Origin of the sequence: Burkholderia sp. BCC1985 (assembly GCF_905339915.1) — a bacterium.
Classification (GTDB): domain Bacteria; phylum Pseudomonadota; class Gammaproteobacteria; order Burkholderiales; family Burkholderiaceae; genus Burkholderia.
On record NZ_CAJPGY010000046.1, the window covers coordinates 20,917 to 46,656 of the forward strand.

24 protein-coding genes are annotated in these 25,740 nt (G+C 67.5%); 10 read left to right on the plus strand and 14 right to left on the minus strand.

Annotation, left to right across the window (positions count from 1 at the left end):
* Positions 1-73: 73 nt before the first annotated feature.
* Complete coding sequence (locus U4Z31_RS30930; protein WP_321797536.1) at positions 74-487, minus strand: VOC family protein; 414 nt, start codon at positions 485-487, stop codon at positions 74-76.
* A 98-nt stretch (positions 488-585) separates the two neighbouring features.
* Between U4Z31_RS30930 and U4Z31_RS30935 the strand changes: the two genes are divergently transcribed.
* A complete protein-coding gene (locus U4Z31_RS30935) occupies positions 586-939 on the plus strand; it encodes a DUF1493 family protein (protein ID WP_044848145.1) in 354 nt (117 codons plus the stop codon).
* 59 nt (positions 940-998) lie between these two features.
* On the opposite strand, the gene U4Z31_RS30940 is transcribed toward U4Z31_RS30935, so the two are convergent.
* The 4 genes from U4Z31_RS30940 to U4Z31_RS30955 form a co-directional block, all read right to left on the minus strand.
* Positions 999-1,385, minus strand: a complete 387-nt coding sequence (locus U4Z31_RS30940; RefSeq protein WP_321812329.1) for a VOC family protein — start codon at positions 1,383-1,385, stop codon at positions 999-1,001.
* A 51-nt stretch (positions 1,386-1,436) separates the two neighbouring features.
* Positions 1,437-2,357 (minus strand): bestrophin family protein, encoded by a 921-nt coding sequence (locus U4Z31_RS30945; RefSeq protein ID WP_321812330.1) that lies wholly within the window; start codon positions 2,355-2,357, stop codon positions 1,437-1,439.
* 175 nt (positions 2,358-2,532) lie between these two features.
* Positions 2,533-3,540, minus strand: coding sequence for a cytochrome d ubiquinol oxidase subunit II (gene cydB, locus U4Z31_RS30950; RefSeq protein ID WP_321812331.1), 1,008 nt, complete (start codon positions 3,538-3,540; stop codon positions 2,533-2,535).
* A 3-nt stretch (positions 3,541-3,543) separates the two neighbouring features.
* Positions 3,544-4,944 (minus strand): cytochrome ubiquinol oxidase subunit I, encoded by a 1,401-nt coding sequence (locus U4Z31_RS30955; protein ID WP_321812332.1) that lies wholly within the window; start codon positions 4,942-4,944, stop codon positions 3,544-3,546.
* 407 nt (positions 4,945-5,351) lie between these two features.
* On the opposite strand from U4Z31_RS30955, the gene fdhD reads away from it, so the two are divergent.
* From fdhD to U4Z31_RS30980, 5 genes are all read left to right on the plus strand, one after another.
* Positions 5,352-6,221, plus strand: a complete 870-nt coding sequence (gene fdhD, locus U4Z31_RS30960) for a formate dehydrogenase accessory sulfurtransferase FdhD (RefSeq protein ID WP_321812333.1) — start codon at positions 5,352-5,354, stop codon at positions 6,219-6,221.
* Entirely contained in the window at positions 6,221-7,435 is a 1,215-nt protein-coding gene (gene glp / locus U4Z31_RS30965) for a gephyrin-like molybdotransferase Glp (protein WP_321812334.1), read from the plus strand. The genes fdhD and glp overlap by 1 nt, the downstream gene beginning before the upstream one ends.
* A 190-nt stretch (positions 7,436-7,625) precedes the next feature.
* Positions 7,626-8,744, plus strand: a complete 1,119-nt coding sequence (moaA, locus tag U4Z31_RS30970; RefSeq protein ID WP_321812335.1) for a GTP 3',8-cyclase MoaA — start codon at positions 7,626-7,628, stop codon at positions 8,742-8,744.
* Between the two features lie 45 nt (positions 8,745-8,789).
* Positions 8,790-9,353 (plus strand): molybdenum cofactor biosynthesis protein MoaE, encoded by a 564-nt coding sequence (locus tag U4Z31_RS30975; RefSeq protein ID WP_044848137.1) that lies wholly within the window; start codon positions 8,790-8,792, stop codon positions 9,351-9,353.
* A 61-nt stretch (positions 9,354-9,414) separates the two neighbouring features.
* Positions 9,415-9,672 (plus strand): MoaD/ThiS family protein, encoded by a 258-nt coding sequence (locus U4Z31_RS30980; RefSeq protein WP_044848136.1) that lies wholly within the window; start codon positions 9,415-9,417, stop codon positions 9,670-9,672.
* Positions 9,673-10,063: 391 nt separating this feature from the next.
* Here U4Z31_RS30980 and U4Z31_RS30985 read toward each other — a convergent pair whose 3' ends face one another.
* Positions 10,064-10,444: a nucleotide pyrophosphohydrolase gene (locus tag U4Z31_RS30985; protein WP_321812336.1), complete on the minus strand. Its 381-nt coding sequence runs from the start codon at positions 10,442-10,444 to the stop codon at positions 10,064-10,066.
* 483 nt (positions 10,445-10,927) lie between these two features.
* Between U4Z31_RS30985 and acnB the strand changes: the two genes are divergently transcribed.
* The gene (acnB, locus tag U4Z31_RS30990) at positions 10,928-13,513 is read left to right on the plus strand and encodes a bifunctional aconitate hydratase 2/2-methylisocitrate dehydratase (protein WP_321812337.1); all 2,586 of its coding nucleotides are present in this window, start codon (positions 10,928-10,930) and stop codon (positions 13,511-13,513) included.
* Between the two features lie 132 nt (positions 13,514-13,645).
* Here the strand turns inward: acnB and U4Z31_RS30995 are convergent, their stop codons facing one another.
* The gene (locus U4Z31_RS30995) at positions 13,646-14,569 is read right to left on the minus strand and encodes a LysR family transcriptional regulator (protein WP_321812338.1); all 924 of its coding nucleotides are present in this window, start codon (positions 14,567-14,569) and stop codon (positions 13,646-13,648) included.
* Between the two features lie 67 nt (positions 14,570-14,636).
* Between U4Z31_RS30995 and U4Z31_RS31000 the strand changes: the two genes are divergently transcribed.
* Positions 14,637-15,254, plus strand: coding sequence for a LysE family translocator (locus tag U4Z31_RS31000; RefSeq protein ID WP_321812339.1), 618 nt, complete (start codon positions 14,637-14,639; stop codon positions 15,252-15,254).
* A gap of 88 nt (positions 15,255-15,342) precedes the next feature.
* Here U4Z31_RS31000 and U4Z31_RS31005 read toward each other — a convergent pair whose 3' ends face one another.
* Positions 15,343-16,767 (minus strand): PLP-dependent aminotransferase family protein, encoded by a 1,425-nt coding sequence (locus tag U4Z31_RS31005; protein WP_044848131.1) that lies wholly within the window; start codon positions 16,765-16,767, stop codon positions 15,343-15,345.
* A 739-nt stretch (positions 16,768-17,506) separates the two neighbouring features.
* On the minus strand, positions 17,507-18,919 hold the full coding sequence (locus tag U4Z31_RS31010; RefSeq protein WP_044848130.1) for a PLP-dependent aminotransferase family protein: 1,413 nt from the start codon (positions 18,917-18,919) through the stop codon (positions 17,507-17,509).
* A 231-nt stretch (positions 18,920-19,150) separates the two neighbouring features.
* On the opposite strand from U4Z31_RS31010, the gene U4Z31_RS31015 reads away from it, so the two are divergent.
* Both U4Z31_RS31015 and U4Z31_RS31020 read left to right on the plus strand, forming a co-directional pair.
* The gene (locus U4Z31_RS31015; protein ID WP_321812340.1) at positions 19,151-20,380 is read left to right on the plus strand and encodes an NAD(P)/FAD-dependent oxidoreductase; all 1,230 of its coding nucleotides are present in this window, start codon (positions 19,151-19,153) and stop codon (positions 20,378-20,380) included.
* Positions 20,381-20,416: 36 nt separating this feature from the next.
* Positions 20,417-21,568 carry a branched-chain amino acid ABC transporter substrate-binding protein gene (locus U4Z31_RS31020; protein WP_321812341.1) on the plus strand — a complete coding sequence of 384 codons (1,152 nt, stop codon included), beginning with the start codon at positions 20,417-20,419 and terminating at the stop codon, positions 21,566-21,568.
* Positions 21,569-21,598: 30 nt separating this feature from the next.
* Here U4Z31_RS31020 and U4Z31_RS31025 read toward each other — a convergent pair whose 3' ends face one another.
* The 5 genes from U4Z31_RS31025 to U4Z31_RS31045 all read right to left on the minus strand — a co-directional run bounded on the left by U4Z31_RS31025 (position 21,599) and on the right by U4Z31_RS31045 (position 25,571).
* A complete protein-coding gene (locus U4Z31_RS31025) occupies positions 21,599-22,519 on the minus strand; it encodes a hypothetical protein (protein WP_321812342.1) in 921 nt (306 codons plus the stop codon).
* A 59-nt stretch (positions 22,520-22,578) separates the two neighbouring features.
* Complete coding sequence (locus U4Z31_RS31030) at positions 22,579-22,902, minus strand: TfoX/Sxy family protein (protein ID WP_044848126.1); 324 nt, start codon at positions 22,900-22,902, stop codon at positions 22,579-22,581.
* Positions 22,903-23,001: 99 nt separating this feature from the next.
* Positions 23,002-24,738 carry a site-specific integrase gene (locus U4Z31_RS31035; RefSeq protein ID WP_321812343.1) on the minus strand — a complete coding sequence of 579 codons (1,737 nt, stop codon included), beginning with the start codon at positions 24,736-24,738 and terminating at the stop codon, positions 23,002-23,004.
* Positions 24,739-24,887: 149 nt separating this feature from the next.
* Positions 24,888-25,079, minus strand: a complete 192-nt coding sequence (locus U4Z31_RS31040) for a DUF2964 family protein (protein WP_044848124.1) — start codon at positions 25,077-25,079, stop codon at positions 24,888-24,890.
* Between the two features lie 12 nt (positions 25,080-25,091).
* Positions 25,092-25,571, minus strand: a complete 480-nt coding sequence (locus U4Z31_RS31045; protein ID WP_321812344.1) for a universal stress protein — start codon at positions 25,569-25,571, stop codon at positions 25,092-25,094.
* Positions 25,572-25,740: the final 169 nt, after the last annotated feature.

The window sequence follows — 25,740 nt, forward strand, 5'->3', positions numbered from 1 at the left end:
AATGCCGGCGCCGCGCTTACCCCGATGTCCACCCGCACACCGCGAAGCCGCGGTCAGTCGTCCGCAAGCACCGTCACGACCGCTCGTGCGCCGACGGCGCTGCGTGGCACACGGCCTCGATCCGGTTGCCGGCAGGGTCGACGAGAAACGCCGCGTAGTAGTCGGCGTGATAATGCGGCCTCAATCCGGGATCGCCGTCGGACTGCCCGCCCGCGCAGAGCCCTGCCTCGAAAAATGCATGTACCTGCTCGCGAGAAGCGGCCTTGAAGCACCAGTGCCGCTTGCTCGTTCCAACTTCGGCGGGATCGAGATACACGGCCAGGAAAGTCGAGGCGGTGTCGTTTGCATTGCAGCGTTCGCCGTAACCGAGTGCGGCGGGCCGGTCGTAAACCTTGGCCGCGCCAAGTGCGGCCATGACGCCATCGTAGAAAGGGCGTGCCTGGTCGATATCAGGAACGCCGATGGACACGTGGTCGAGAAGTTGCATGGGATTGGCTCCGTTGAACGAGCACGAGTCTACACAAACATGTCACTTCGAACCGGCTACCGGTACAACCAGATCGCAAAACCGGAGGACAGGATTCCATGACGGACGACCGCCACATTTGGGAAGCACTGGAAGCATTCGTTCGCGAGGAGGCGGCAGTATCGAGCAAACAGCGGATTACCGCGGAGACCTCGATCGCCGACGATCTCGGACAAACCGGAGACGACGCGGACATCTTCATGGAGCGCTTCTTCGCGCGATTCGGTGTGGATCGCGGCGACTGCGATTTCGGGCGTTACTTCCTGATGGAGGGTGAAGGGCTCCTGTATCACCTGGTTCGCAAGTTCATTCTCAGGAAGCCCCATACGTTCGATCGAGACGCGTTGACCGTCGGCATGCTGGGCAAAGCCATCGCGCTGGGTGCGTGGGACGCGGATGCGATCAGGAACTGATCCTCACGCAGCGTCACCGACGCTTTGATCGGCGCGTCGAACACGGCGCCCGCCACGCGTCACTTCATCTGCATCAGCTGCACGAGGTTGCCGCACGTATCGTCGAGCACCGCGACGCGCACGGGCCCCGCGTCCATCGGCGCCAGCGTGAAGCGCACGCCGAGCGCGTCGAGCCGCGCGAACTCCGCGCCGAGATCGTCGACCTGGAACGACGCCGCCGGAATGCCGTCCTCGTAGAGCGCCTGACGATAAGGCTCGACCGCGCGATGATGGCTCGGCTCGAGCATCAGCTCGGTGCCGTCAAGCTGGTCCTTCGACACGACCGTCAGCCAGCGGTACTCGCCCACCGGCACGTTGTTCTTCAGCCGGAAGCCGAGGGTGTCGGTATAGAACGCGAGCGCCTTGTCCTGATCGTCGACAAAGATGCTCGTCACGTAGATGCGCATGTGATGTTCTCCGAATCACGCGTGCCGCCGCGCGCGTCGTCGCCGTGCCGCTCACGTGATCTGATACGTCGATGCCGGCACGAATTCCTCCGGCATCGCGCGATCGCCCAGCTCCAGCACCGACCGTTCGATCGTGCGCGCCATCGCATCGAGCGCGAGCGCGTTCGGCGCGAGGCCGAACGGCTCCGCGACCTCGTTCGCGATCGCTTCGAGCGCGATCAGCGTGTACGAAATGAACACGCAAATCAGCGGCGTGAAAAACTCCGTCGAATCGACGAGGCCGAACGGCAGCAGCACGCAATAAGCATAGACGGTGCGATGCAGCAGCACGCTGTACGAGAACGGAATCGGCGTCGTCAGGATCCGCTCGCAGCCGCCCACCGCCTTGCCCAGCTCGACCAACTGCGCATCGAACATCCAGCACGTCGCGTCGCTGCCCGGCGCGCGGCCCAGCGCGCGGACGATCCCGCCGCGCAGTTCGTCGAGAATCGCGACGGGCTGGTAGCACTTGTGCGCGAACGCGGCGGCGCGCTCGGCGCCGAGGATGCGCTGCAGGTCTTGCGCCGGATCGGTATGACGCAGCTGATGCTTCAGCGCATACGTGAACGCGATCAGCAGATCGGCGAGCCGGTTGCACTCCGCGTCGCCGACGCTGTCGGGCAGGTAGGGCCGCAGTTGCGACGTGACGGTGCGCGCGGCGATCAGCAAGTTGCCCCACAGAAGCCGCGCCTCCTTGAAGCGCTCGAAGCTCGCGTTGTTGCGAAACGCGAGAAAGATCGCGAGCGCGAGCCCGAACAGCGTGAACGGCGCCGTGTTCAGCGGAATCTTCTCGCCGAAGATGCGCCCGTTCGTGAAGACCGCCAGCGTGCTGACGATCGCCATGAACACGAGTTGCGGAATGATCGACTGCAGCACGGAGCCGTTCCATACGAACAGCATCCTGAGCCAGTTTTGTCGTGGTCTGACGATCATGGTGTTGTCTCGACTGCCAAGGGAATACGCAATGCGGCGCGCCGCCGCCCGATGTGCGACGGCCCGCGCGTGGCGGGCCGCTGTCCGATCGATACCGGGCCGGGTGACGAGACGCACGGCGGCTGCGCGAGATGATACGCCCGCGCGCGCCGCGCGCCGTCACCGGCCGCGCCGGTCAGTGATAGCCGGCGTCGCCCTCGCGCACCTTGCCGCGGAACACGCGGTACTGCAACGCGTTGTACACGAGGATGATCGGCAGCACGATCACGGTGCCGACGAGCGCGAACAGCTGGCTCGAATGGCTCGACGACGCATCCCAGATCGTCAGCGACGGCGGCACGATGTTCGGCCAGATGCTGATCACGAGCCCGGTATAGCCGAGGAACACGAGCGCGAGCGTCAGCAGGAACGGCGTTGCCTCGTGCCGGCGCTTCAGCGTGTGGAAGATGCCCCACACGCATGCGACGACGAGGACCGGCACCGGCAGGAACCAGCCGAGGTAGCCGCTGCCGAACCAGCGGTGCGCGACGGCCGGCAGCCCGATCACGGTCCACAGGCTGACCACGCCCATCACGGCGAGCAGCACGCCCGCGAGCGGCTTCATCAGCACGCGCATCTTGCGCTGCAGTTCGCCGTCGACCTTCAGGATCAGCCAGCCGCAGCCGAGCGTCGCATAGGTGACGAGCACGCCGATCCCGCAGAACAGGCTGAACGGCGACAACCAGTCGAACGGCCCGCCCGCGAACTGGTTGTTCACGATCCGGATGCCCTGCAACAGCGAACCCAGCGTGACGCCCTGGCAGAACGCGGCCAGCGCGGAGCCGCCGATGAACGCGAGATCCCACAGGTGTTGCGTGCGGTTCGCCTTCGCGCGCAACTCGAACGCCGCGCCGCGGAAGATCAGCCCGACCACCATCAGGATCAGCGGCAGGTAGTTCGCCGGCAACAGCGTCGAGTAGACGACCGGGAATGCGCCGTACAGGCCCGCGCCGCCGAGCACCAGAAAGGTCTCGTTGCCGTCCCACACCGGCGCGACGGTATTCAGCATGACTTCGCGTTCGACCTTGGCGTCGAAGAACGGAAACAGCAGGCCGATGCCGAGGTCGAAGCCGTCCAGCATCACGTAGAGGAACACGCCGAGGCCGATGATCGCGGCCCACACGACAGGAAGATCGATCTGCATGGCTTACTCCGCTTCGGTGACGTTCAGCGGCGTGGACAGCGCGCTCTTGCGCAGCCCCGGATGCCGGTGCAGCTCGATGTATCCGGCGTGGGCAGCCGGTCCGCGCTTCATCAGGTTCAGCATGTAGTAGATACCCGTTCCGAACACCAGGAAATACACGACCACGAAGATCAGCAGCGACACGCCGACCTGCTGCGCGCTGAGCGGCGCGACCGAATCGACGGTGCGCAGCACGCCGTATACGGTCCACGGCTGCCGCCCGACCTCGGTCGTGATCCAGCCGGCCAGCAGCGCGACGATGCCCGACGGCCCCATGCACACGACGAACCACTGGAACCAGCGCGTTTCATACAGGCGTCCGCCCTTTCTCAGCAGCAGGCCGAGCAGCGCGGTGAGCAGCATCAGCATCCCGAGGCCGGCCATGATCCGGAAGGTCCAGAACACGATCGGCGAATACGGACGGTCCTGCGCCGGGAATTCCTTCAGCCCGCGAATCTCGCCGCTCCAGCTGTGCGTGAGGATCAGGCTGCCGAGGTGCGGCACCTGGACCGCATAGCGCGTCGTCTCGGCCTGCATGTCGGGCAGCCCGACGAGGTTCAGCGCGGTGCCGCCCTTCTCGGTTTCCCACAGCCCTTCGATCGCCGCGATCTTCGCCGGCTGGTATTCGCGTGTGTTCAGCCCGTGCGCGTCGCCGACGACGATCTGGATCGGCGCGAGCAGCAGCAGCATCCACAGCGCCATCGAGAAGCTGCGCTTGACCGGCTCGTCGCGGCGCCCCTTCAGCAGGTGCCACGCGCCGCACGCGGCGACGATGAAGCCCGCGACGATGAACGCGGCGATCGTCATGTGCACGAGGCGATACGGGAACGACGGGTTGAAGATGATCTTGAACCAGTCGACCGGCACGACGAGCCCGTTCTCGATCTTGTAGCCCTGCGGCGTCTGCATGAAGCTGTTCGACGCGAGGATCCAGAACGTCGAGATCAGCGTACCGACCGCGACCATCAGCGTCGCGAAGAAGTGCGCACGCGGGCTGACGCGCTGCCAGCCGAACAGCATCACGCCGAGGAAGCCGGCTTCGAGGAAGAAGGCCGTCAGGACTTCGTACGTGAGCAGCGGGCCGGTGATATTGCCCGCGACGCGCGAGAAGCCCGCCCAGTTCGTGCCGAACTCGTAGGCCATCACGACGCCGGAGACGACGCCCATCCCGAAGCCGATCGCGAAGATCTTCGACCAGAACTGGAACATGGATTTGTAGGCGGCGTCGCCGGTGACGAGATAGCGCCATTCCAGCACCGCCAGGAAGCTCGCCATGCCGATGCTGATCGCCGGAAACACGATGTGGAACGACACCGTGAACGCGAATTGCAATCGGGCGAGATGGAACGCATCGAAGATTTCCATGACCGTAATTTGCTCGTGGTTGTGAGGACGTCAGCTCGAAGCAGGAAATCGCGCGACGGCTTCGCGACGGCACGTGCACACAACGACGGATCGCAGTGCACGGCAACGAAGCGTGAATGACGATATCGCGTTTCAGACGATACTCGCAATCGCGCGGACGTGCGCTGAAACTGTGCTTTCCCCGGGGCCGAAGATGTGTGTACGGAAAACCCGTTTCGGCGCCGCGAGGCCCTCAGCTGTACTGCTTTCCGCTCTGCAACGCTGTGCATCCGCGGCACCGCCGAACGCCCGTACCATCGGCTCCTGGCCTGCCCGTGGCGAACGAGCGCGACCCCGCGCACCGCCCCCGCAGAATCCGTTTCGATCGCCCGGCGCCCGCGCCGGCCGATCCCCCTGGAGAAACCCGCATGGATCCCAGCGACCGCCCCGACGATCCGGCCGGCACCCGCGCGTGTCATGTGACGCGTCATCGTGCCGGCGACGCGCGGGACACCGTCGATCGCGTCGTCGACGAAACGCCGGTTGCACTCGTATTCAACGGCATCGCGCACACGGTGATGATGGCGACGCCGATCGACCTCGACGCGTTCGGCCTCGGCTTCGCGCTGAGCGAAGGGATCGTCGAGCGCGCGTCGGACGTCTTCGATATCGAAAGCGAATGCCGGCCCGGCAGCGCCGAAGTGCGGCTCACCGTGGCGCAGCAGGCGTTCATGGCGCTGAAGGCGCACCGGCGCGCGCTGGCCGGCCGCACCGGCTGCGGCGTCTGCGGGATCGAGAGCATCGCGCAGCTCGACCTGCATCCGCCGCGCATCGCGGCCGCGGGCGCGGCGGCCGGCATCGGCGCCGACGCCGTCGCGCGCGCCGCCCGCGCGCTGCCGCAGCGGCAGCCGCTGATGCACGCGACCGGCGGCATCCACGCGGCCGCGTGGTGCGAGCGCGACGGCACGGTGCTGGAAGTCGTCGAGGACGTCGGCCGCCACAACGCGCTCGACAAGCTGATCGGCCGGCTCGCGCGGCGCCGCGCCGACCTGGGTGCGGGCTTCGTGTTCCTGTCCAGCCGCGCGAGCTACGAGCTCGTGCGCAAGGCGGCACGCGTCGGCATCCCGATGATCGCGACGATCTCGGCGCCGACCTCGCTCGCGATCGACGTCGCCCGCGAAGCCGGCGTGCGGCTGCTCGGCTTCTGCCGCAACGACGGCTTCGTCGAATACGTGTCGCCCGACCCGCTCCCGTTACCCGAACCGACGCCTGCGCAAGCGCAGGCGCTCACCGCTTGATGAAACCCCTGACCGATTTCGACACCGCCCAACGGCAGTTCGCCGGCGTATTCGCACCGTCGCATGCGGCCGTCTCCATCCCGGTCGCGCAGGCGGCCGGCCACGTGCTCGCCACGCCGCTCACCGCCGTGCTCGACCAGCCGCCCGCCGACCAGAGCGCGATGGACGGCTACGCGGTCCGTCACGCGGACCTCGAACACGGCGAGCCGCTGCGCGTCGCGCAGCGCTGCTATGCGGGCGACGCGCCGTCGGCGCTCGCGCCGCGCACGGCCGCGCGCATCTTTACCGGCAGCCTGATTCCGCCGGGCGCCGACACCGTCGTGATGCAGGAGCACGCGCACGAACAGGATGGCTGGGTTGCGTTCGACACACCGCAGCGCAGCGGATCGCATATCCGCCGCCGCGGCGAGGAAGTGCGCGCGGGCGCCCTGCTGATGCCGGCCGGCGTGCGGCTCGGCGCGATGCACGTCGGCGTCGCCGCCGCGCAGGGTTGCACGCGCATCGACGTGCGCCCGCCACTGCGGGTCGGCATCCTGACGACCGGCGACGAGCTTGTCCCGTGCGGCCAGCCGCGCGCGCCGCAGCAAATCTACAACAGCAACGCGCCGATGCTCGCCGCGCTGGTGTCGGGAACCGGTGCCGGCGTCGCGGCGAGCGAGCACGCCGCCGACACGCGGGCCGCCATCGAACAGGCGCTGCGCGGCATGGCCGCGCGCTGCGACCTGGTCGTCTGCGTCGGCGGTGCATCGGTCGGCGACAAGGACCTGCTGCGTCCCGCGCTGACCGCGCTCGGCGCGTCGTTCGTGGTGTCGGGCGTGCGGATGAAACCCGGCAAGCCGGTCGCGCTCGCGCGGCTCGACGAACGGCCCGTGGTGCTGCTGCCCGGCAATCCGGGCGCCGCGATGACCGCGTTCGCGCTGTTCGTCGCGCCGCTGATCCGCTGCCTGCAGGGGCGCGACGACTGCCTGCCGGCCGTGCCGTCGCTGCCGATCGACATCGACGTCGAACCCGATGCGCAGCGCGAGCGCGTCGTCCGCGTGCGCCGCACCCTCGACGCCAACGGCGCGCCCGTACTCGATACGCTGCGGCAACAAGGCGCCGGCACGCTGCAATCGCTCGTTCAGGCGAGCGGGCTCGCGCGGCTGCCGGCCGGCCGACGCATCGCGCGCGGCGACGCGGTGCCGTATTACGATTTCGCGCACTGGCTCGCGTGAGCATGCCCATGCGCGTCATGTCCGCCTTGCGTGCAGGCAGGATCACGAACTGTATTCCTGCATTTCGGGCGGGATTGTGTCCCTGTCGGGAAAATCCGGCGGACTATCCTCACGAAGAGGCTCGTCACGACCCGTGCGCCGACACGTCGGCACACAGGCGGCCGATCGGCGACGCCGCTCCGCTCACTTCATGCAGGTCGAAAAACCGATCGTGAATGCCATCGCTCCCGCACCGGCCGCCATTGCATCCGGCGGCGCATCGCCCGGCGCCTTCTCCCGCCCGCTCGACACGCTCGCGCGGCCGCTGCGCGATCTGCGGCTGTCCGTCATCGACCAGTGCAACTTCCGCTGCGGCTATTGCATGCCGCGCGACAGCTTCGGGCCCGACTATGCGTTCATGCCGTCGTCCGAGCGGCTGTCGTTCGCGCAACTGGAGAAGATCGCGCGCGCGTTCGTCTCGCTCGGCGTCGAGAAGATCCGCCTCACCGGCGGCGAGCCGCTGCTGCGCCGCAATCTCGAAGCGCTGATCGAACGGCTCGCGACGCTGACGACCGTCGACGGCAAGCCCGTCGAAATCGCGCTGACGACCAACGGTTCGCTGCTCGCCGCGAAGGCACGCACGCTGCGCGATGCGGGCCTGTCGCGCGTGACCGTGAGCCTCGACGCGATCGACGATGCCGTGTTCCGCAGGATGACCGACACCGACGTGCCGGTCGCGCGCGTGCTGGCCGGCATCGAGGCTGCGCAGGCGGCCGGGCTCGCGCCCGTGAAGGTCAACGCCGTGATCGAGCGCGGTGCGAACGACGACCAGATCCTGCCGCTCGTGCGCCACTTCCGTCATAGCGGCGTGGCCGTGCGCTTCATCGAATACATGGACGTCGGCGGCGCGAGCGCGTGGTCCGGCGACAAGGTCGTGCCGGCCGCGCGGATGCGCGAACGCATCGACGCGAGCTATCCGCTCGTGCTCGTCGGCGAACCCGGCCACGACGCCACCGCCATCCGCTGCCGGCACATCGACGGCGCGGGCGAGGTCGGCTTCATCGCGAGCGTGTCGCATCCGTTCTGCGGCACGTGCTCGCGCGCCCGCGTGTCGGCCGACGGCCAGCTCTATACATGCCTGTTCGCGATGCGGGGCACCGACCTGCGGCCGTGGCTCGACGACGGCGCATCGGTCGACCACCTCGCCGACGCCGTGCATGCGCGATGGACGCGGCGCGACGACCGCTACTCCGAGCGGCGCGCCACGCGTGCGGCCCGGCCGTCGGGCAAGACCTATCCGACCGTGCGCATGTCGCTCGTCGGCGGCTGACGGCTGCCGCGCTCGGCGGCGCGCACCGCTTACTGGAGAACCGTCATGACGAGTTTCACCGAATCCCGTGCCGCGTCACCCGACGATCCGTCGCGTGACGCCACCCATGCCGAACCCGCCGAGCCGCACGCCGAGCCGCCGCCGGCGATTGCCGCCGGCTTCGAGGTGCGTGTGCAGTACGCGGCGATCGACGCTGGAACCGAGATCGCACCGATCGTTCGGAATCCGAATGTCGGCGCGGTCGTGAATTTCATCGGTGTCGTGCGCAACGAAGGCGACGTCGACGACGTGATCGCGCTCGAAGTCGAGCACTATCCGACGATGACCGAGCAGGCGCTCTGGAGCATCGTCGAGGAAGCCAGCGCGCGCTGGCGGCTCGAAGCGGTCAGGATCGTGCATCGCGTCGGGCGCATTCCGCTCGGCCAGCCGGTCGTGATCGTCGTGGTGGCCGCCGCGCATCGTGCGTCGGCATTCGATGCGTGTGAATTCATCATGGACTTCCTGAAGACGCATGCGCCGTTCTGGAAGAAGGAGATCCGGCACGACGGCGTGGCCGGCTGGGTCGAGCCGAAGGCGCACGACGATCAGGCGATGCGGCGATGGGGTTGAGCGTGCCGGCCGATGCGTTGCCGATTCCGCCCATTTCGCCGATTTCGCCCGGGACATTTCAATGAAACTGACGATCAAATACTTTGCGAGCATTCGCGAACAGCTGCATATCGATCAGGAAGTCGTCGAGATCGATGCGCACGAGGTCACCGTCGACGCGCTGCGCGGCACGCTCGCCGCACGCGACGCGCGCAGCGGCGAAGCGTTGCGGATGGACCGGCCCGTGCGGGCGGCCGTGAATCTCGAGATGGTGACCGGGGGATTCGTCGTGCGGGAGGATAGCGAGGTGGCGTTTTTCCCGCCGGTGACGGGCGGGTGATCCGTTCGCATCGGGCGGCGACCGGCGGGCTTAGGCTGCCCGATGCCTGACTGGCGGCTAGACGAACTCGCGAAGAAAATCCGGGACGGGTGGTCGATCGACGTCGGGTAGCCGGCCGGCGCGCCGGCCACTTTCCGCAAGGCCGGACGCGCGGGCATCCGTTCGCGCCGGGCGAGCCGGTTCGGGGTTTCGGCCGTCATCGGCGCGCCCTTGCGCGTGCCGAACCACTGCGTCACGGAGAACGCGATGTGCGCGTACGAAAAGGCCGCATCCGGACCCCAAATCGGGGTCGACTACATCTCCGGTCGTAACGAGGTTGTCATGAACCCCGCCCACGAAACAGGCAAATGGATCATCAAGCCACGCGACTTGCCGTGACTCGCATCCAGCCTCATTTCTCCTGATTTTTATATTCAGAGTATTTTCGCGAGTCGCCCCTCACTCTGTCAGCCGGATACTTTGCCCGGTTGAGCTCCATCTTCTCAAGCACCGCCTGAAAAAGATCGACACCCATCTTGTCCGCGAGGCGAACCAGATACACCAATACGTCGGCCATCTCGTGACGGACGGCCGTCAGGTTGGCTTCGCCAAGTTCGCTCTTGTCGCCCGAAACGAGCCATTGAAACGGCTCCAGCAATTCACTCGCTTCGATGCTGAGCGCTGTCGCCAGGTTCTTCGGCGTGTGGAATTTGTCCCAGTCGCGCTCGTCGACAAACTGGCGGACGAGTTCGCGCAACTCCACCAGATCATTCCGCAACTCAGACTTTTCCACGTAGCAACTCCTGATGCATATCCACAATTTATCGATGCCTTCGGCGGCATGCGGGCATGAGGAATCCGCCCTCCAGCCTGCAAGTACAGCTACCGCGCACGGACTGACACGAATGATATAGGAGCTGGAAGCTACCCCGGCACGCGTCGCACCAAGGGCAAGCGAAATGCCGTCCCGCCGTCAGGGCATCGTAGCGACGGCCCAAATTCACGATCACGCCCCTGCGTCGAACCGTCCCGCTCCGGCCCACGCAGTTCGCGATTTTCCGCCCGCTTTGCATCCAGCTTCGATGCGCCCCGCCGGATACCCGGCAAGACGGCTCAGCCGCCATGCGGCGCAACTCTTATATAAGACATAAGACATTTGACGCCTGACCATATTGCGACTAGAATCCCGTCCAAGCAGTGAAGCAGTGTCCGGAACAGCAGCCTCGGCGTGCCTGGAAAGCCCTTCCCCTGAAACGCAATCTCAGCAGGTCCCCCCATGCTTGAAAACTTTCGTGCTCACGTGGCCGCCCGCGCCGCGCTCGGTATTCCCCCCCTGCCGCTGACGGTCCAGCAAACCGCCGAACTGGTGGAACTGCTGGCGCACCCGCCCGCAGGCGAAGAGCAGACGCTGCTCGACCTGATCACCCACCGCGTGCCCGCCGGCGTCGACGAAGCCGCGCGCGTGAAGGCCGGCTTCCTGGCCGCCGTCGCGAAGGGCGAGACGGCCTGCCCGCTGATCTCGCGCGAGCGCGCGACCGAGCTGCTCGGCACGATGCTCGGCGGCTACAACATCCAGCCGCTGATCGAGCTGCTGTCCGACGAAGCGGTCGCGGCCGTCGCTGCCGACGCGCTGAAGAAAACCCTGCTGATGTTCGACCAGTTCCATGACGTGAAGGAACTCGCCGACCAGGGCAACGCGCACGCGAAGGCCGTGCTGCAGAGCTGGGCCGACGCCGAATGGTTCACGAGCCGTCCGGAAGTGCCGGAAAGCCTGACCATCACGGTGTTCAAGGTCACGGGCGAAACCAACACCGACGACCTGTCGCCGGCCCCGGACGCCACCACCCGCCCGGACATCCCGATGCACGCGCTGGCGATGCTGAAGAACGCGCGCCCCGGCATCACGCCGGAAGAAGACGGCAAGCGCGGCCCGGTCAAGTTCATCGAATCGCTGAAGGAAAAGGGTCACCTGGTCGCCTACGTCGGCGACGTGGTCGGCACCGGCTCCTCGCGCAAGTCGGCCACCAACTCGGTGCTGTGGTTCACCGGCGAGGACATCCCGTTCGTGCCGAACAAGCGCTTCGGCGGCGTGTGCCTCGGCGGCAAGATCGCCCCGATCTTCTACAACACGATGGAAGACGCCGGCGCGCTGCCGATCGAACTCGACGTGTCGCAGATGAACATGGGCGACGTGGTCGAACTGCGCCCGTACGAAGGCAAGGCGCTGAAGGACGGCAACGTGATCGCCGAATTCCAGGTCAAGTCCGACGTGCTGTTCGACGAAGTGCGCGCCGGCGGCCGCATTCCGCTGATCATCGGCCGCGGCCTGACCGCGAAGGCGCGTGAAGCGCTGGGCCTCGCACCGTCGACGCTGTTCCGCCTGCCGCACCAGCCGGCCGACAGCGGCAAGGGCTTCTCGCTCGCGCAGAAGATGGTCGGCCGCGCATGCGGTTTGCCGGAAGGCCAGGGCGTGCGCCCGGGCACGTACTGCGAACCGAAGATGACCTCGGTCGGCTCGCAGGACACCACGGGCCCGATGACCCGCGACGAACTGAAGGATCTGGCGTGCCTCGGCTTCTCGGCCGACCTCGTGATGCAGTCGTTCTGCCACACCGCCGCTTATCCGAAGCCGGTCGACGTGAAGACGCACCAGACGCTGCCGAACTTCATCAGCACGCGTGGCGGCATCGCGCTGCGTCCGGGCGACGGCGTGATCCACTCGTGGCTGAACCGCATGCTGCTGCCCGACACCGTCGGCACCGGCGGCGACTCGCACACGCGCTTCCCGATCGGCATCAGCTTCCCGGCAGGCTCGGGCCTGGTCGCGTTCGCGGCCGCCACCGGCACGATGCCGCTCGACATGCCGGAATCGGTGCTGGTCCGCTTCAAGGGCAAGATGCAGCCGGGCGTCACGCTGCGTGACCTCGTCAACGCGATTCCGCTGTACGCGATCAAGCAAGGCATGCTGACGGTCGCGAAGCAAGGCAAGAAGAACATCTTCTCGGGCCGCATCCTCGAAATCGAAGGCCTCCCCGACCTGAAGGTCGAGCAGGCGTTCGAACTGTCGGATGCGTCGGCCGAGCGTTCGGCCGCCGGTTGCACGGTGCGCCTGAACAAGGAACCGATCATCGAATACCTGAACAGCAACATCACGCTGCTCAAGTGGATGATTGCGCAGGGCTACCAGGATCCGCGCAGCCTGCAGCGCCGTATCGCGGCGATGGAGCAGTGGCTGGCTGACCCGCAACTGCTCGCGCCGGATGCCGACGCCGAATACGCGGCCGTCATCGAGATCGACCTCGCCGACATCCACGAGCCGATCGTCGCATGCCCGAACGACCCGGACGACGTGAAGACGCTGTCCGACGTGGCCGGCGCCAAGATCGACGAAGTGTTCATCGGCTCGTGCATGACCAACATCGGTCACTTCCGTGCCGCGTCGAAGCTGCTGGAAGGCAAGCGCGACATTCCGGTCAAGCTGTGGGTCGCGCCGCCGACCAAGATGGACCAGAAGCAGCTGACGGAAGAAGGTCACTACGGCGTGTTCGGCACGGCCGGCGCTCGCACCGAAATGCCGGGCTGCTCGCTGTGCATGGGCAACCAGGCGCAGGTGCGCGAAGGCGCGACGGTGATGTCGACGTCGACCCGCAACTTCCCGAACCGCCTGGGCAAGAACACGAACGTGTACCTCGGCTCGGCGGAACTGGCGGCGATCTGCTCGCGTCTGGGCAAGATCCCGACCAAGGAAGAGTACATGGCCGACATGGGCGTGCTCACGGCAAACGGCGACAAGATCTACCAGTACATGAACTTCGACCAGATCGAAGACTTCAAGGAAGTCGCCGACACCGTGCAGATCTAAGCATGCTGTCGCGCTGCGGCGGGTGATGCCCGTCGTGGCGGCACGCAATGGCGCCGCGGGCTGAATGGCCGCGGCGCCATTTTTTTTGAATTTCTGGATGTCGCCGGCGCTAAAAGCGGTCCGGCTCACACGTCAGGCCATCGCCTTCAGCCAGCCGAGCAGATCCGCTTGTGCGCTTCCGTCCTTCACGGGCTCCGGCGTCAGCAGGCAATAGTGCGAGCCGTCGTCGACGAAACCCATCGGCGCGACCAGCACGCCGCTTTCGAGGTCGTCGCGAACGAGATGCCACGGCCCGATCGCGACACCCAGCCCCGCGACGGCCGCCTGAAGGCTGAAATAGAAATGGTCGAACGCCTGCCCGCGTCCGCTTCCCGCCGGCTGATGCGCGGCCGCCGCCCATTCCTTCCATGCGTCCGGCCGCGTCCGGGTATGCAGTCGCGGCGCGCCCCGCTTCAACGCGCGGTCATGCCGACTGCCTGAAAACCACGCATCGACCTTGTCGGGCCGGCACACCGGACCGACCTTCTCCGCGAACAGTCGCTCCGCGTGATAGCCGGCGGGCCACGCAAAGTCATTGCGGCGGATCGCCATGTCGATGCCGTTGTCGAACGAGAACGGGCCGCCCGCCGCGGCGAGATGGATATCGACGCCCGCGTAAGCTGCCTGGAAATCCGGCCAGCGCGGAATCAGCCAGCGCATCAGCAGCGTCGGTTCGCACGACAGCACCCAACGCTGCGCGCGGGCCGCCTCGGTCCGCAATTCATGCGCGGCCTGTTTCATCAGATGCAGGCCGTCATGGACGGCCTGCGCCAGCTTGCGACCCGCGTCGGTCAGGAAGACCCGACGACTGCGCCGCTCGAACAACGCCACACCGAGATCGTCTTCGAGCAGACGCACCGCGCGACTGACGGCGCCGTGCGTCAGATGCAGTTCATCGGCGGCGCGGCTGAAATGCTCATGGCGCGCCGCCGCCTCGAAGCAGCGCAGGGCCATCAACGACGGCAGATTGGCTCTAATTTCATGTGAGTCAGGCTCACCATCCTGGTCAGAAAACATCGCTTTTCCTCGCGAATCGTGATCCCTAATATTCGCTCATCACGATGAATTTCAAAAGGACGATGCAATGACGGAATGGATAGTCGTAGTCACCATCACGCTGCTGGCCGTCGTCAGCCCCGGGCCGGATTTCGCGATGGTCACGCGCAACAGCCTGATGCTGTCGCGCCGCTCGGGCCTGCTCACCGCGTGGGGAATCGGGCTGGGCGTGACGGTTCACGTGAGCTACACGCTGCTCGGCGTAGGCCTCCTGCTCCGCCAGTCGCTGTGGCTCTTCAATGCCGTGAAGCTCGTCGGCGCGCTCTACCTGATCTACCTCGGCGCGAAGATGCTCGCGGCCAAACCCGTGGACGGCCGCCCCGCGACGCAGGCCGCGCCCCTGTCGGATCTGGCGGCGCTGCGCACCGGCTTTCTGACGAACGCGCTGAATCCGAAAACCACCGTGTTCATCGTCAGCCTGTTCATGCAGGCGGTCCGCCCCGACACGCCATTACCGGTGCAGATCGGCTACGGCCTGTTCATCGCGCTGGCGCACGCGGGCTGGTTCAGTCTCGTGGCGCTCTGTTTCTCCGCCGACGCCGTCCGCGATCGCTTGCTGTCTTTGCGTCACTGGATCGATCGAACGTTTGGCGTGTTGCTCGTCGGCTTCGGCGTGATGCTGGCCATCGCGCGCGGCAGCCGCTGATCGCCGCACGCCGACACCCGGGCGCGCAGTTCAACCCGTATATCGCCATCGAGCAGGCCGGCGCACGCGACGCGCACCGGCGTTCGCCTCACCGCATGCACGACGCCGCGAGCTTGCCGACCGCGATCACCGCCTGCTCGATCTCGGGCGACCACGGGCTGCTGTAGTTCAGCCGGATGAAATTGCGGTAGTTGTCGGTGATCGAGAACATGTAGCCCGGACCGATCGTGATTCCCTGCTCCAGCGCGAGCTGGTACAGCCGCATCGCATCGACCTGCGCCGGCAACTCGACCCACAGCACGTAGCCGCCCGCCGGGCTCGAGATGCGCGTGCCTTCCGGAAAGAACCGCGACACCATCGCGCGCATCAGGTTCGCCTGCTGCGCATACGCCTTGCGCAGGCGCCGCAGGTGATGCTCGTAGCCGTCGCGTTCGAGAAACTCGGCGATCGCCAGCTGCGGCAGCGACGGCGTCGCCAGCGTGTTCAGGAACTTCAGCTTCTCGACCTGATCGCGATACCGGCCCGGCAACGCCCAGCCGATCCGGTAGGCGGCCGTCAGGCTTTTCGAGAACGACGCGCAGTGCAGCACGATCCCGCTGCGGTCGTAGGACTTCAGCGTGCTCGGATGCGACTCGCCGAAATACAGTTCGTTATACACACCGTTCTCGATGATCGGCATGTCGATTTTAGTTGCGAACTCCACCAGTTCGCGCTTGCGCTCGTCGGGCATTTGGAAGCCGAGCGGATTCTGGAAGTTCGGCATCACCATGCATGCGGCGATCGGCTGCGACTTCGCAATCGCCGCCAGCGCCGCGATGTCGATTCCGTATTCCGGATGCGTCGCCACCTCGATCGCCTTCATCCCCATCCGCTCGATCGCGTGCAGCATCGCGTAGAACGTCGGCGATTCCACCGCGATCGTGTCGCCCGGTTTCGCGACCGCCTGCAGGCACAGGTTGATCGCCTCGGTCGCGCCGACCGTCACGATGATCTCGTTCGGGTCGACCGACATCCCGTTTTCCAGGTAGCGCCGTGCGATCTGCCGGATCAGGCGCGGATGGCCGGGCGGCAGCCCGTCGGTCACGCCCCACAGCGACTTGTCGCGGCCGGCCGCGTACGCGTAGCGGTTCAGCTTCTCGAACGGAAACAGGCTCGGGTCCGGGTACGGCGAGCCGAGCGGAACCGCGTCGTCGGTACCGATCGAGCGCAGCGTCGACAGCACGAGCCGGCTCATGTCGACCGACGACGAGATCGCGATCGGCTTCGACGGCCGCAGTTCGCGCACCGGCGCATGGTTGTCGTCGCGCCGCAGGTTCACGAAGTACCCCGACTGCGGACGGCTTTCCAGCAGCCCGCGGCTTTCGAGCAGCAGGTACGCGTGCAGCACGGTCGTGATGCTGATCCGGTGCTGCTGGCTCGCCTGCCGCACCGACGGAATCCGGTCGCCGTGCCGGTACACGCCCTGGCGGATCAGGCGTTCGATGTCGTCCGCGAGTTTTTCGTAGAGCTTCATCGCATGCTCCCCGCCGGCGCGCGCATGCGCGCCGCCCCTCCGCGCGCGTCCGATGCGCGCGTGTTCTGCCCGCCGACCGGGCTGTCGTGATGCCTGATTGCTCCCTCCGGTTTTGCCTTTTCCATCGCCGTGGCTCGCTTTTGAAGATGCGCCGGGCGGCCCGTGACGTCTGGGCTTGCGGCACTGTGCACTTGATGATCGAATCTTAAAAGCAGAACAGTTGGCGCGGAGTACACACATCGGATACGCACACAAGAGTACAGTTCGGCGCGAATTTGCGATTTCGGGCGAACTGTACGTCTTATGAATTGGCGCAGAGGCTGGGGAGGCGGCGGCTGGGGATTCGAGGGGGTACCGGGTGATCGCGCAGTTCGCGGTTGCGTCCGCGGCATCCGGCAATGCAGTACAGGCCCGGCAGGGATGGGTTGCACCGACCCGCGATCGTGCAGCCGTGAAAATCACGCCAGAACGCCGCGGCGATTGGCACGCGCGCCAGCGCGTGTCTCGATGGTCGGGGAATCGGGCCCGGACGAGATGCGGCCGCGCTCCGGTGAGGACAAGGCATGCGGGCCGTTCGCCGACGCCCGGCGTGAGGATCACCATCGGCCGGCCCGATACAGGCGGCGAACCGCCAGCCGCCACCGCTGCACGCGATGTCACGCCTGCGTGACGGCACAGCGCCGCTGTCGCGGCGGATCGTCGAAGTCGTTGCGGGTTGGCTCGGCGCGAACGGCGCGCGTCAGATCGACCCGAACAGCGCGCGCGGCCGGTCCTTCAGCGTGCCGGCCAGAATCCGCAGCCCGTTCACGAGCTCGTCGCGGGTCGCCGGACACGCGAGATTGATGCGCACGCCGTGCTCGATTTCCGCGCGATCGACCGCGAACGTCGACGACGGCATCACGATCACGCCGCGGGCCTTCGCGTTCGCGGCGAAGTCGTCGGCCCGCCACGGCGGCGGCAGCCGCAGCCACACGAACATGCATGCGGGATCCGACTTCAGGTGCCCGGCCGGCAGCAGTTCCCGCGCCAGATCGACGCGCGCGCGGATCTCCGCCAGCTGCGCGCTCATGATCCGCTCGGCGGTGCCGTTCTCGATCCACACCGTCGCGATCAGCATCGACGTCGGCGCGGGCATCCACGCGGTGGTGCGCACCGCTTCCGCGCACAGCGCGACGCTGTCGCGCGGGCAGCTCAGGTAGCCGAGGCGCAGCCCGGGCGCGAGGATCTTCGACGTCGCGCCGATATGGAACGTGAGCTCGGGACACAAGCCCGCGATCGCCGGCAGCCGGTCGCGCACGAGCGGCCCGTACACGTCGTCCTCGATGATCGTCACGTGATGGCGGCGCGCGACGTCGACGAGCGCCATGCGGCGCGCGAGGCTCATCGTCGTCACGGTCGGGTTCTGCAGGTTCGGCACGACGAAGATCGCCTTGACCGGCATGCGCTGGCAGATCCGCTCGATCTCGTCGGGCAGCAGGCCGTCGTCGTCGGCCGGCGCGCTAACGATCTCGAACTGGAACACCGGCGCGAGCGCCTTCAGGCCGTAATACGTGAGCCGGTCGGCGACGATCACGCCGTCGGTGCCGATCAGGCTGTTCAGCACCGCATAAAGCCCGTGCTGCGCGCCGCTCGTGACGACCACCTGGTCGCGCGACGGCGTGAAGCCCGGCGCGGCCAGCCACTGCGCGCCCGCGGCGCGCGCCCAGTCGGGGCCCTGCGGCGGCTGGTATTCCTGCAACGAGGCGAACCGCGGATCGGCCGGCAGCGTGCCAAACGTCTGCGCGAGGCACGCCAGAAACTCGCCGGTCGCCGGCCGGTTCACCGTCAGGTCGATCACCCCGTTGCCCGCCGCGAGCGACGCGCGGGCCGGCTCGATGCTCGGCATCGCGCCGCCGGTGACGAGCGACCCGCGCCGCTTGCTGCCGATCACGAGGCCGCGCAGCTGCAGTTCCTTGTACGCGCGCGACACGGTCGACACGTTGATGCCGAGCTCCGTCGCGAGCTGGCGCTGCGGCGGCAGGCGGCTGCCCGGCGGGTACATGCCGTTGCGGATTTCTGCCTCGATCGAGCTCGATACCTCGACATAGGTCGGCCGCTTCGCCTGCGCGGGCGCGTCGCCGTCGCGCTCACCGGAAAATTTGTCTGCTGCCATTCGTCGCCTGTATCCACACAAAAAGCGTTTGTCTGCCGTTCAAGCCTGCCCAGCGATTGTATATGACATCCCCTTCCGGTCAAACGTCAGCCGAAAGGTCAGTCAAAACAGTGACTTGAAATCGGGTAAACGCTAGCGCCATACAATCGCTTTTTGATTGCACACAAAAAATTACTGTGTGATTCTTTATCCCATCTTTGTGTGAATCACGCGTGCCGGAGGAGAGGCGACATGGCGAACATCGCCATCGTGGGTGCAGGTTTCATCGGACTCGGCGCGGCGGCCTGGCTGCAGCGCGACGGGCACCGCGTCACGCTGTTCGATCCGGCCGGCGTCGGCCATGGCGCGTCGTTCGGCAACGCCGCGACGTTCGCGCCGTATGGCTGCGTGCCCGTCAACGGCCCGTCCGTGTTCCGCGACATGCCGCACTTCCTGTTCGGCGCCGACAGCCCGCTGCGCATCCGCTGGCCTTACCTGCTGCGCGGCGCGCCGTGGCTCGCACGGTTCCTCGTCGCGTCGACGCCCGCGCATCACGCGCGCAGCGCGAGCGCGCTGGCCGCGCTGCTGACGCGCGCCGCCGACGGCTATGCGCCGTTGCTCGCGCCGTCGCGGCTCGCGGCATTCGTGCGGCCGCGCGAATGCCTGTATCTGTACGCACGGCAGGCGTCGTTCGACGCCGCGCAGCCGTCGCTCGCGCTGCGGCGCCGGCTCGGCGTGCCGTTCGACACGCTCGACGCGGACGCGATCCGCCGGCTCGAGCCCGCGCTCGCGCCGATCTTCACGCGCGGCGTGCTGTTCCACGGGAGCTGGCATTTCTCCGATCCCTGCGGGTTCCTCGGCGAACTGTTCGCGCACCTGGCAACCGGCGGCGCGACGCTCGAACGCGCGCAGGTCGAACGGATCGAGCCCGTCGGCGACGGCGTGAGCCTGCATGCGGGCGGCACCGTGCGCCGCTTCGATCATGTGGTGATTGCCGCCGGCGCCCGCTCGCGCGCATTCGCCGCCGCGTGCGGCGACGCCGTACCGCTCGACACCGAGCGCGGCTACCACGTGCAGTTCGCCGCGCACGAGCAGATCGTCACGCGGCCGGTCGGCTGGGCCGAGCGCGGGTTCTACATGACGCCGCTCGACGAAGGATTACGCGCGGCCGGCACCGTCGAACTCGGCGGCTTCGACGCCGGCATGAACCGCTCGCTGGTCGCGCTGCTCACCCGCTCCGCGCGCGAGGCACTGCCATCGCTCGGCGCGCCGACGCGCAGCTGGCTCGGCTTTCGGCCCACGCTGCCGGACGGCGTGCCCGTGATCGGCCGCGCGCGGCGCAGCGAGCGCGTGATCCACGCGTTCGGCCACCAGCATCTCGGCGTCACGCTCGCCGGCATCACCGGGCGGATCGTCGCCGATCTCGTCGCGCAACGCGCGCCGCCGCTGGATCTCACCCCCTACCGGGCCGCGCGATTCTGACGCGCGCCGCCACTTCCACCACTGCAAGGAGGCATCATGAATCGTCGTAACTGGCTGGCATGGCTGGCCGTCTGCTCGATCGGCACGGTCACCGCGTCCGCGCAGGCCGCGGACCCGGAAACCGTCAAGATCGGCTTCGCCGGCCCGCTGACGGGCCCGGTCGCACGCGTCGGCAAGGACCTGCAATACGGCGCGCAGCTCGCGCTCGACGAGGAGAACGCGAAACACCCGACCATCGGCGGCAAGCCCGTGCGCTTCGTGCTCGACGTGCAGGACGACCAGGCCGATCCGCGCATCGCGATCCAGGTCGGGCAGAAGCTCGTCGACGACGGCGTGGTCGGCGTGGTCGGCCACTACAACTCGGGCTGCAGCATCCCCGCGTCGGCCGTCTACAAGCAGGCGAACGTCGCGATGATCACGCCCGGCTCGACCAATCCGCAACTGACGATGCAGGGCTTCAAGAACGTGTTCCGCACGATGGGGCACGACGGCGTCGGCGGCGTGGTCGCCGGACGCTTCGCGGTCGAGCAGCTGAAGGCCAAGCGGATCGGCATCATCGACGACCGCACCGCATTCGGCCAGGGGCTCGCGGACGCATTCGAGAAAGGCGTGAAGGACGCGCACGGCACCATCGTCGGCCGAGAATACACGAACGACAAGGCGGTCGATTTCCGCGGCATCCTGACCACGATGAAGAGCAACAACATCGACCTGCTGTTCTTCGGCGGCCTCGACGAACAGGGCGCGATGCTCGTCAAGCAGATGCGCTCGCTCGGCATCCGCGCGCAGCTGTTCGGCGCCGGCGCGCTGAAAAGCAATGCGTTCCTGAAGATCGCCGGCAATGCGGGCGAAGGTACGCAGGATCTCGAGCCGGGGCCGGCGCTCGACAAGCTGCCGTCGGCGATCGCGTTCGCGCAGCGCTACAAGGCGCGCTTCAACCAGGACGTCGAGCTGTATGCGCCGTTTGCGTACGACGCGACGCTCGCGATGATCGCGGCGATCCGCAAGGCCGACTCGGTCGACCGCAGCAGGATCGTCGCGAGCCTGCCGGGCGTGTCGGTCACGGGCGTGACCGGGAAGATCTCGTTCGACGAGCGCGGCGACCTGATCAAGCCGCCCTACACGCTGTTCCGCGTCGAACAGGGGCAGTGGCACAGCATTCGCACGGTCGGCGGCGCGTCGAACTGATCGACGCCGAGCAGCGCGCGGCAGGCGGCGTCATCGCGCCGTCTGCTGCCGCTGCACCTCCTGCGCCTTCATCTGCAGATACGCGCCGCGCTCGACTTCGTGCAGTTGCTGCGGATACTGCTCGGTCGCGTCGAACCAGCGCGCGAGGCGCTGGTCGAGCGGCTTGTCGAGCGTCGCGAGATACGTGTCGATCGCGAGGTAGTAGCGCATCGTGTTGCGCTCCAGCAATCCGCGCACGCCGCCGATGTATTGCGGCTGCGCAGCCGATGCGCCGCTCGCGGCCGTGAACCCGACCTTGTCGCTGCCGACCGTCGCGAGGTAGGTCTTCATCGCCATGCGGCCGACCGTGCCGAAGCCGTACGAATACGTGAGGTGCAGGAACGTGCGCGACGCGCCGACCGGCACGGCCTCGAGCGCGATCCGGTAATCCTTCGTGCCCATCGGGCCGCTGTCGGCGGTCAGGTCGACCTGGAAGTAGTCGGGCGTCGCGGCGGCCACGCGGTAGCGGAACTGCACGCGGTAGGTGTCCGACAGCTTCTGCTCGATCTTGCGGCCGAGGTTCACGTCGAGCACCGGGCCGTTGCCGCCGGTCGACGCGTGACAGTACTTCGTGTTCAGGTGCAGGATCAGCACCGCGCACCAGTTCGCGGGGCCCTGCGCGGGATCGTTCAGCTTGCCGTTGACGACGGCGAACGGATAGTCGACGACCGCGTAGATATCGCCCTTCAGCGATGAAGATGCCTCGGACGATTCGAGGTACAGCGGGCGGTGGAACGGGTTGTTCTTCAGTTGCTCGCCGAGGCTGTGGTAACGGTCGAGCAGGGCCGCCGCGCCGTCGGCGCCGTCCGCGCCGAACGACAGCGCGCTCCAGCCGACCCATAGCGCCGCGACGAGCGCGTGCCAGGCGCGGCGGGCGTAGCGCGGGGCTTGCGGGGGGGTGGATGTCTCCATTCTTGTGCTCCAGCGGGGGCGCGGGGGAAGCGCGCATGGTTCACAGAATACGCCGACCGCTATCGGCTGCGCTTCACCGGCACCGGCAGTTGCGCGGCCGTGATCCGGATCAGCGTCGACAGCCATTCGCGGTCGTCCCAGCGCTCTCCTCCGATGACGAGATGCGGCTTCGCCGACGGATACGGCGGACCTTCCTCGCACGCACCGAGAAACGCACGCCCGTCGGGCGTCGGCTTGACGAACAACCGGTCGTCGCACACCAGCGCGACCATCTTGCCGTCGCAGTAGATGCCGTATTCGCCGAACATCTTGCGGGCCGACACGGCGCCCGCCGCAGCCATCTGCTCGACGATGAAATCCACGGTTCCCTGACTCGATGCCATTCATGCGCTCCGTGATCGAATAACCGTTCTGACCGTCACCGATGCGGTGTCGTTCCGTTCAATCGTCGCGCAATCGCTCGTGCACCGTGCTCCCCCAGCTCATTTGTCAGCCGAAAACGCACTCGACATCTGCCGCGCCCGCTTCACATCGTCTCCATGCAGATAAATCGACGTCGTCGAGATCGACGCATGGCGCAGGTTGTCGCGCACCGTCGTCAGCTCCGCGCCGCGCGCGAGCGCATGCGTCGCGTGCGTATGGCGCATCCAGTGCGGGCTGGCCTGCCGCAGCTTCTGCGCGAGCGCAGGATTGTCGTCATCGACGAGCGCGGCCGTCTGCGCGAAGAACCGCTGCATCACCTTCCACAGCCGCACGCTCGTGATGCCGGCCGCGCCGTCTTCCGCGAGACTCGCAATCAGCGGCGTATCCGGGCGCCAGCGCACCGGCGTCACCGGCAGCCGCCGCGCGACCAGATGCCGGTCGAGCGCCGTGCGCGCGAGCGGCGGCAGCGCGACACGCGCGGCCTTGCTGCCTTTGCCGATCACCTTCAGCCATGCATCGCCGTGCGCGTCCGTTTCGATGTCGCCGAGCGTCGCGCCGACCAGCTCGCTCGCACGCAGCCCGGTCGCATAGCCGAAATCGAGGATGAAGCGCAGCCGTTGCGCGGCGGCCGGCGTCCAGCCGGACTGCGGCGCGCCGGACGGTTTGTCCTTGCGAAACTCGAGCCCGTCCGCGATCGTGCGCACGAGCAGCCACTCGCCTTCGGTGAACGCATGCGACGTGTCGAGCGCATTCGCGCCGCGCGTGTCGCGCACCTTGACGCCCGCGAACGGATTCGCGAGCAAGTAGCGCTGCTCGATCAGCCAGCGGAACAGCGCACCGAGCACCGACAGCGTGTACGCGGCCGAGCGCGCGGACAGCCCGCCCGAAAACGGCCGCCAGTCCGGCGCGCCGCGCGGCCGCACCGGCCCGACCCAGCGCTCGTGCGGCGCCGGGTTGCGCAGGAACGCGCGATACGCGACCGCATCCTCGGTGGTCAGCGACGACAGCGCGCGCCCGCGCTCGACGATCGCCCACAGGATCAGCCGCTCGGCTTCCTTCCGGTACGCGCGGCGCGTCGCGGCCGATTCGTGCAGCGACAGCCACGCGTGCACGGCCGCGTAATCGTTGTCCGCGTCGAGCGTGCTGGTTGCGCGCGGCGCGCGGAACGTGCCGTTCGATCCGTCGACTTCGTGCGGCAGCTTCAGCTGCTCCCACGGCACGATGCCGCTGCGCGGCGTGGCCGCGATCAGCGCACGCGCCCGCTCGGTCAGGTCGGGATGCGCGGAAAAGAACGCCTCGATATGCCGCGCGCTCGCCATGCCGAGCCCCGCGATCGCGCGCCACCACTGACGCCGCCGCGGAATCCGCACGGTCAGGTCGGCCAGCGTCGCGATCCCGTGCGCACGCAGCGCGACGACGGCGCGCGCCGGCAGCCACAAGCCGACGTCGTCGCTGATCTGCGGCACCGGCGCGCGCGCATGGCGCAGCACGCCGATCGCATCGGTCGCGGCCTTCGCCATCTGGATGCGCGCGCTGTCGGCATGACCGAGCTGCTCCGCGAGGTCGGGTCGCCCGGCCTGCCGCGCGACGCGCACGAGGCCGCGGCGAATCCCGCCGATCACGCCGCGCGCCGAGCGCCCGTCGCCGAGACGATCGGGCAAATAGCGCTCGACGGCCTGACGCACGGTCATGCCCGCATACCACGCTCGCAGCGCGGCCAGTTCGTCGGCGTCGGGAAAACCTGCGGGCGTAGGCGCGGAATCGGAGGAAGGCGGTGAGGCGAGGCGCGGTGTCATGGGCGCCAGTTTGACAGAACTGCCGACGCTCGAAAACGCCTCGAGCGCTGCGAGACACGCGCGCGATGCCGGGGTTTACGGCTTCGCGCGGGAACGGTCAGCCTGTCACAGGCGTGCGCCGCACGGACAGAATCGACGCCGGCCGCGCGTCACCCCTCGCCCTTCGGCCCCGGGTTGAGCATCACGACAAAGCAGGCCACGCCGACGATCAACGCGATCGCGCCGCCGCGCAGCGCGATCGTCGCGTCGAAAAGCAGCCCGGTCACGACGGCCATCATCCCCGCGAGCGACACGAACACGGCGATCGCCGCGACGACGATCCGGTACTGGCGACGTATCATCGTGCGCTCGCGTCAGGCTGCCGCGGCGGACGCCGGCTCGCCGGAATCGTCGCCGCGAATCAGCAGCACCGGGCACTTCGCGCCGCGCACGAAGCGCTCGGCGACGCTCCCGAGCAGCACGCGCCGGATGCCGCGCCGCCCGTGCGTGCCGACCACCGCGAGATCGATCCCGCGCTCCGTCACGTAACGCTGCAGGCGTTCCGCGACGTCCTCGCCGATGCTCTCGGTTTCGACGAGCTCGGCCTCGCCCTTCGCGCCGGCCAGTGCGATGATCTGTTCGGCTTCACGCAGCACCTTGCGCCCGTCGTCGCGGATTTCCTCGATGAGCGCGTGCGGGTCGAAACGGCCCGCGTACGTGAACAGCACCGACTTGTCGACCACATAGACGGCGCTGACGTGCGTGTCGCCCGCCAGTGCCACCTTCACTGCCTCGGCAAGCGCCTGTTTCGACGAAGCGCTGCCGTCGACGGCCACCATGATCTTCTTGTACATGCGAACCTCGCTGGGGTGAGTTGCCGGGCGCGGTCGCGCGCGGCCATGTGCCCATCATCGGCGGACGGCCGGTTCGAAGGTTGACGGCGATCAAGATTCCCCGACAGCGGGTCGTGCGGCAAAGCGCCACGCGGAGCAGCCGGGGTGCCGTCCCGGTGGCCGAACCGTG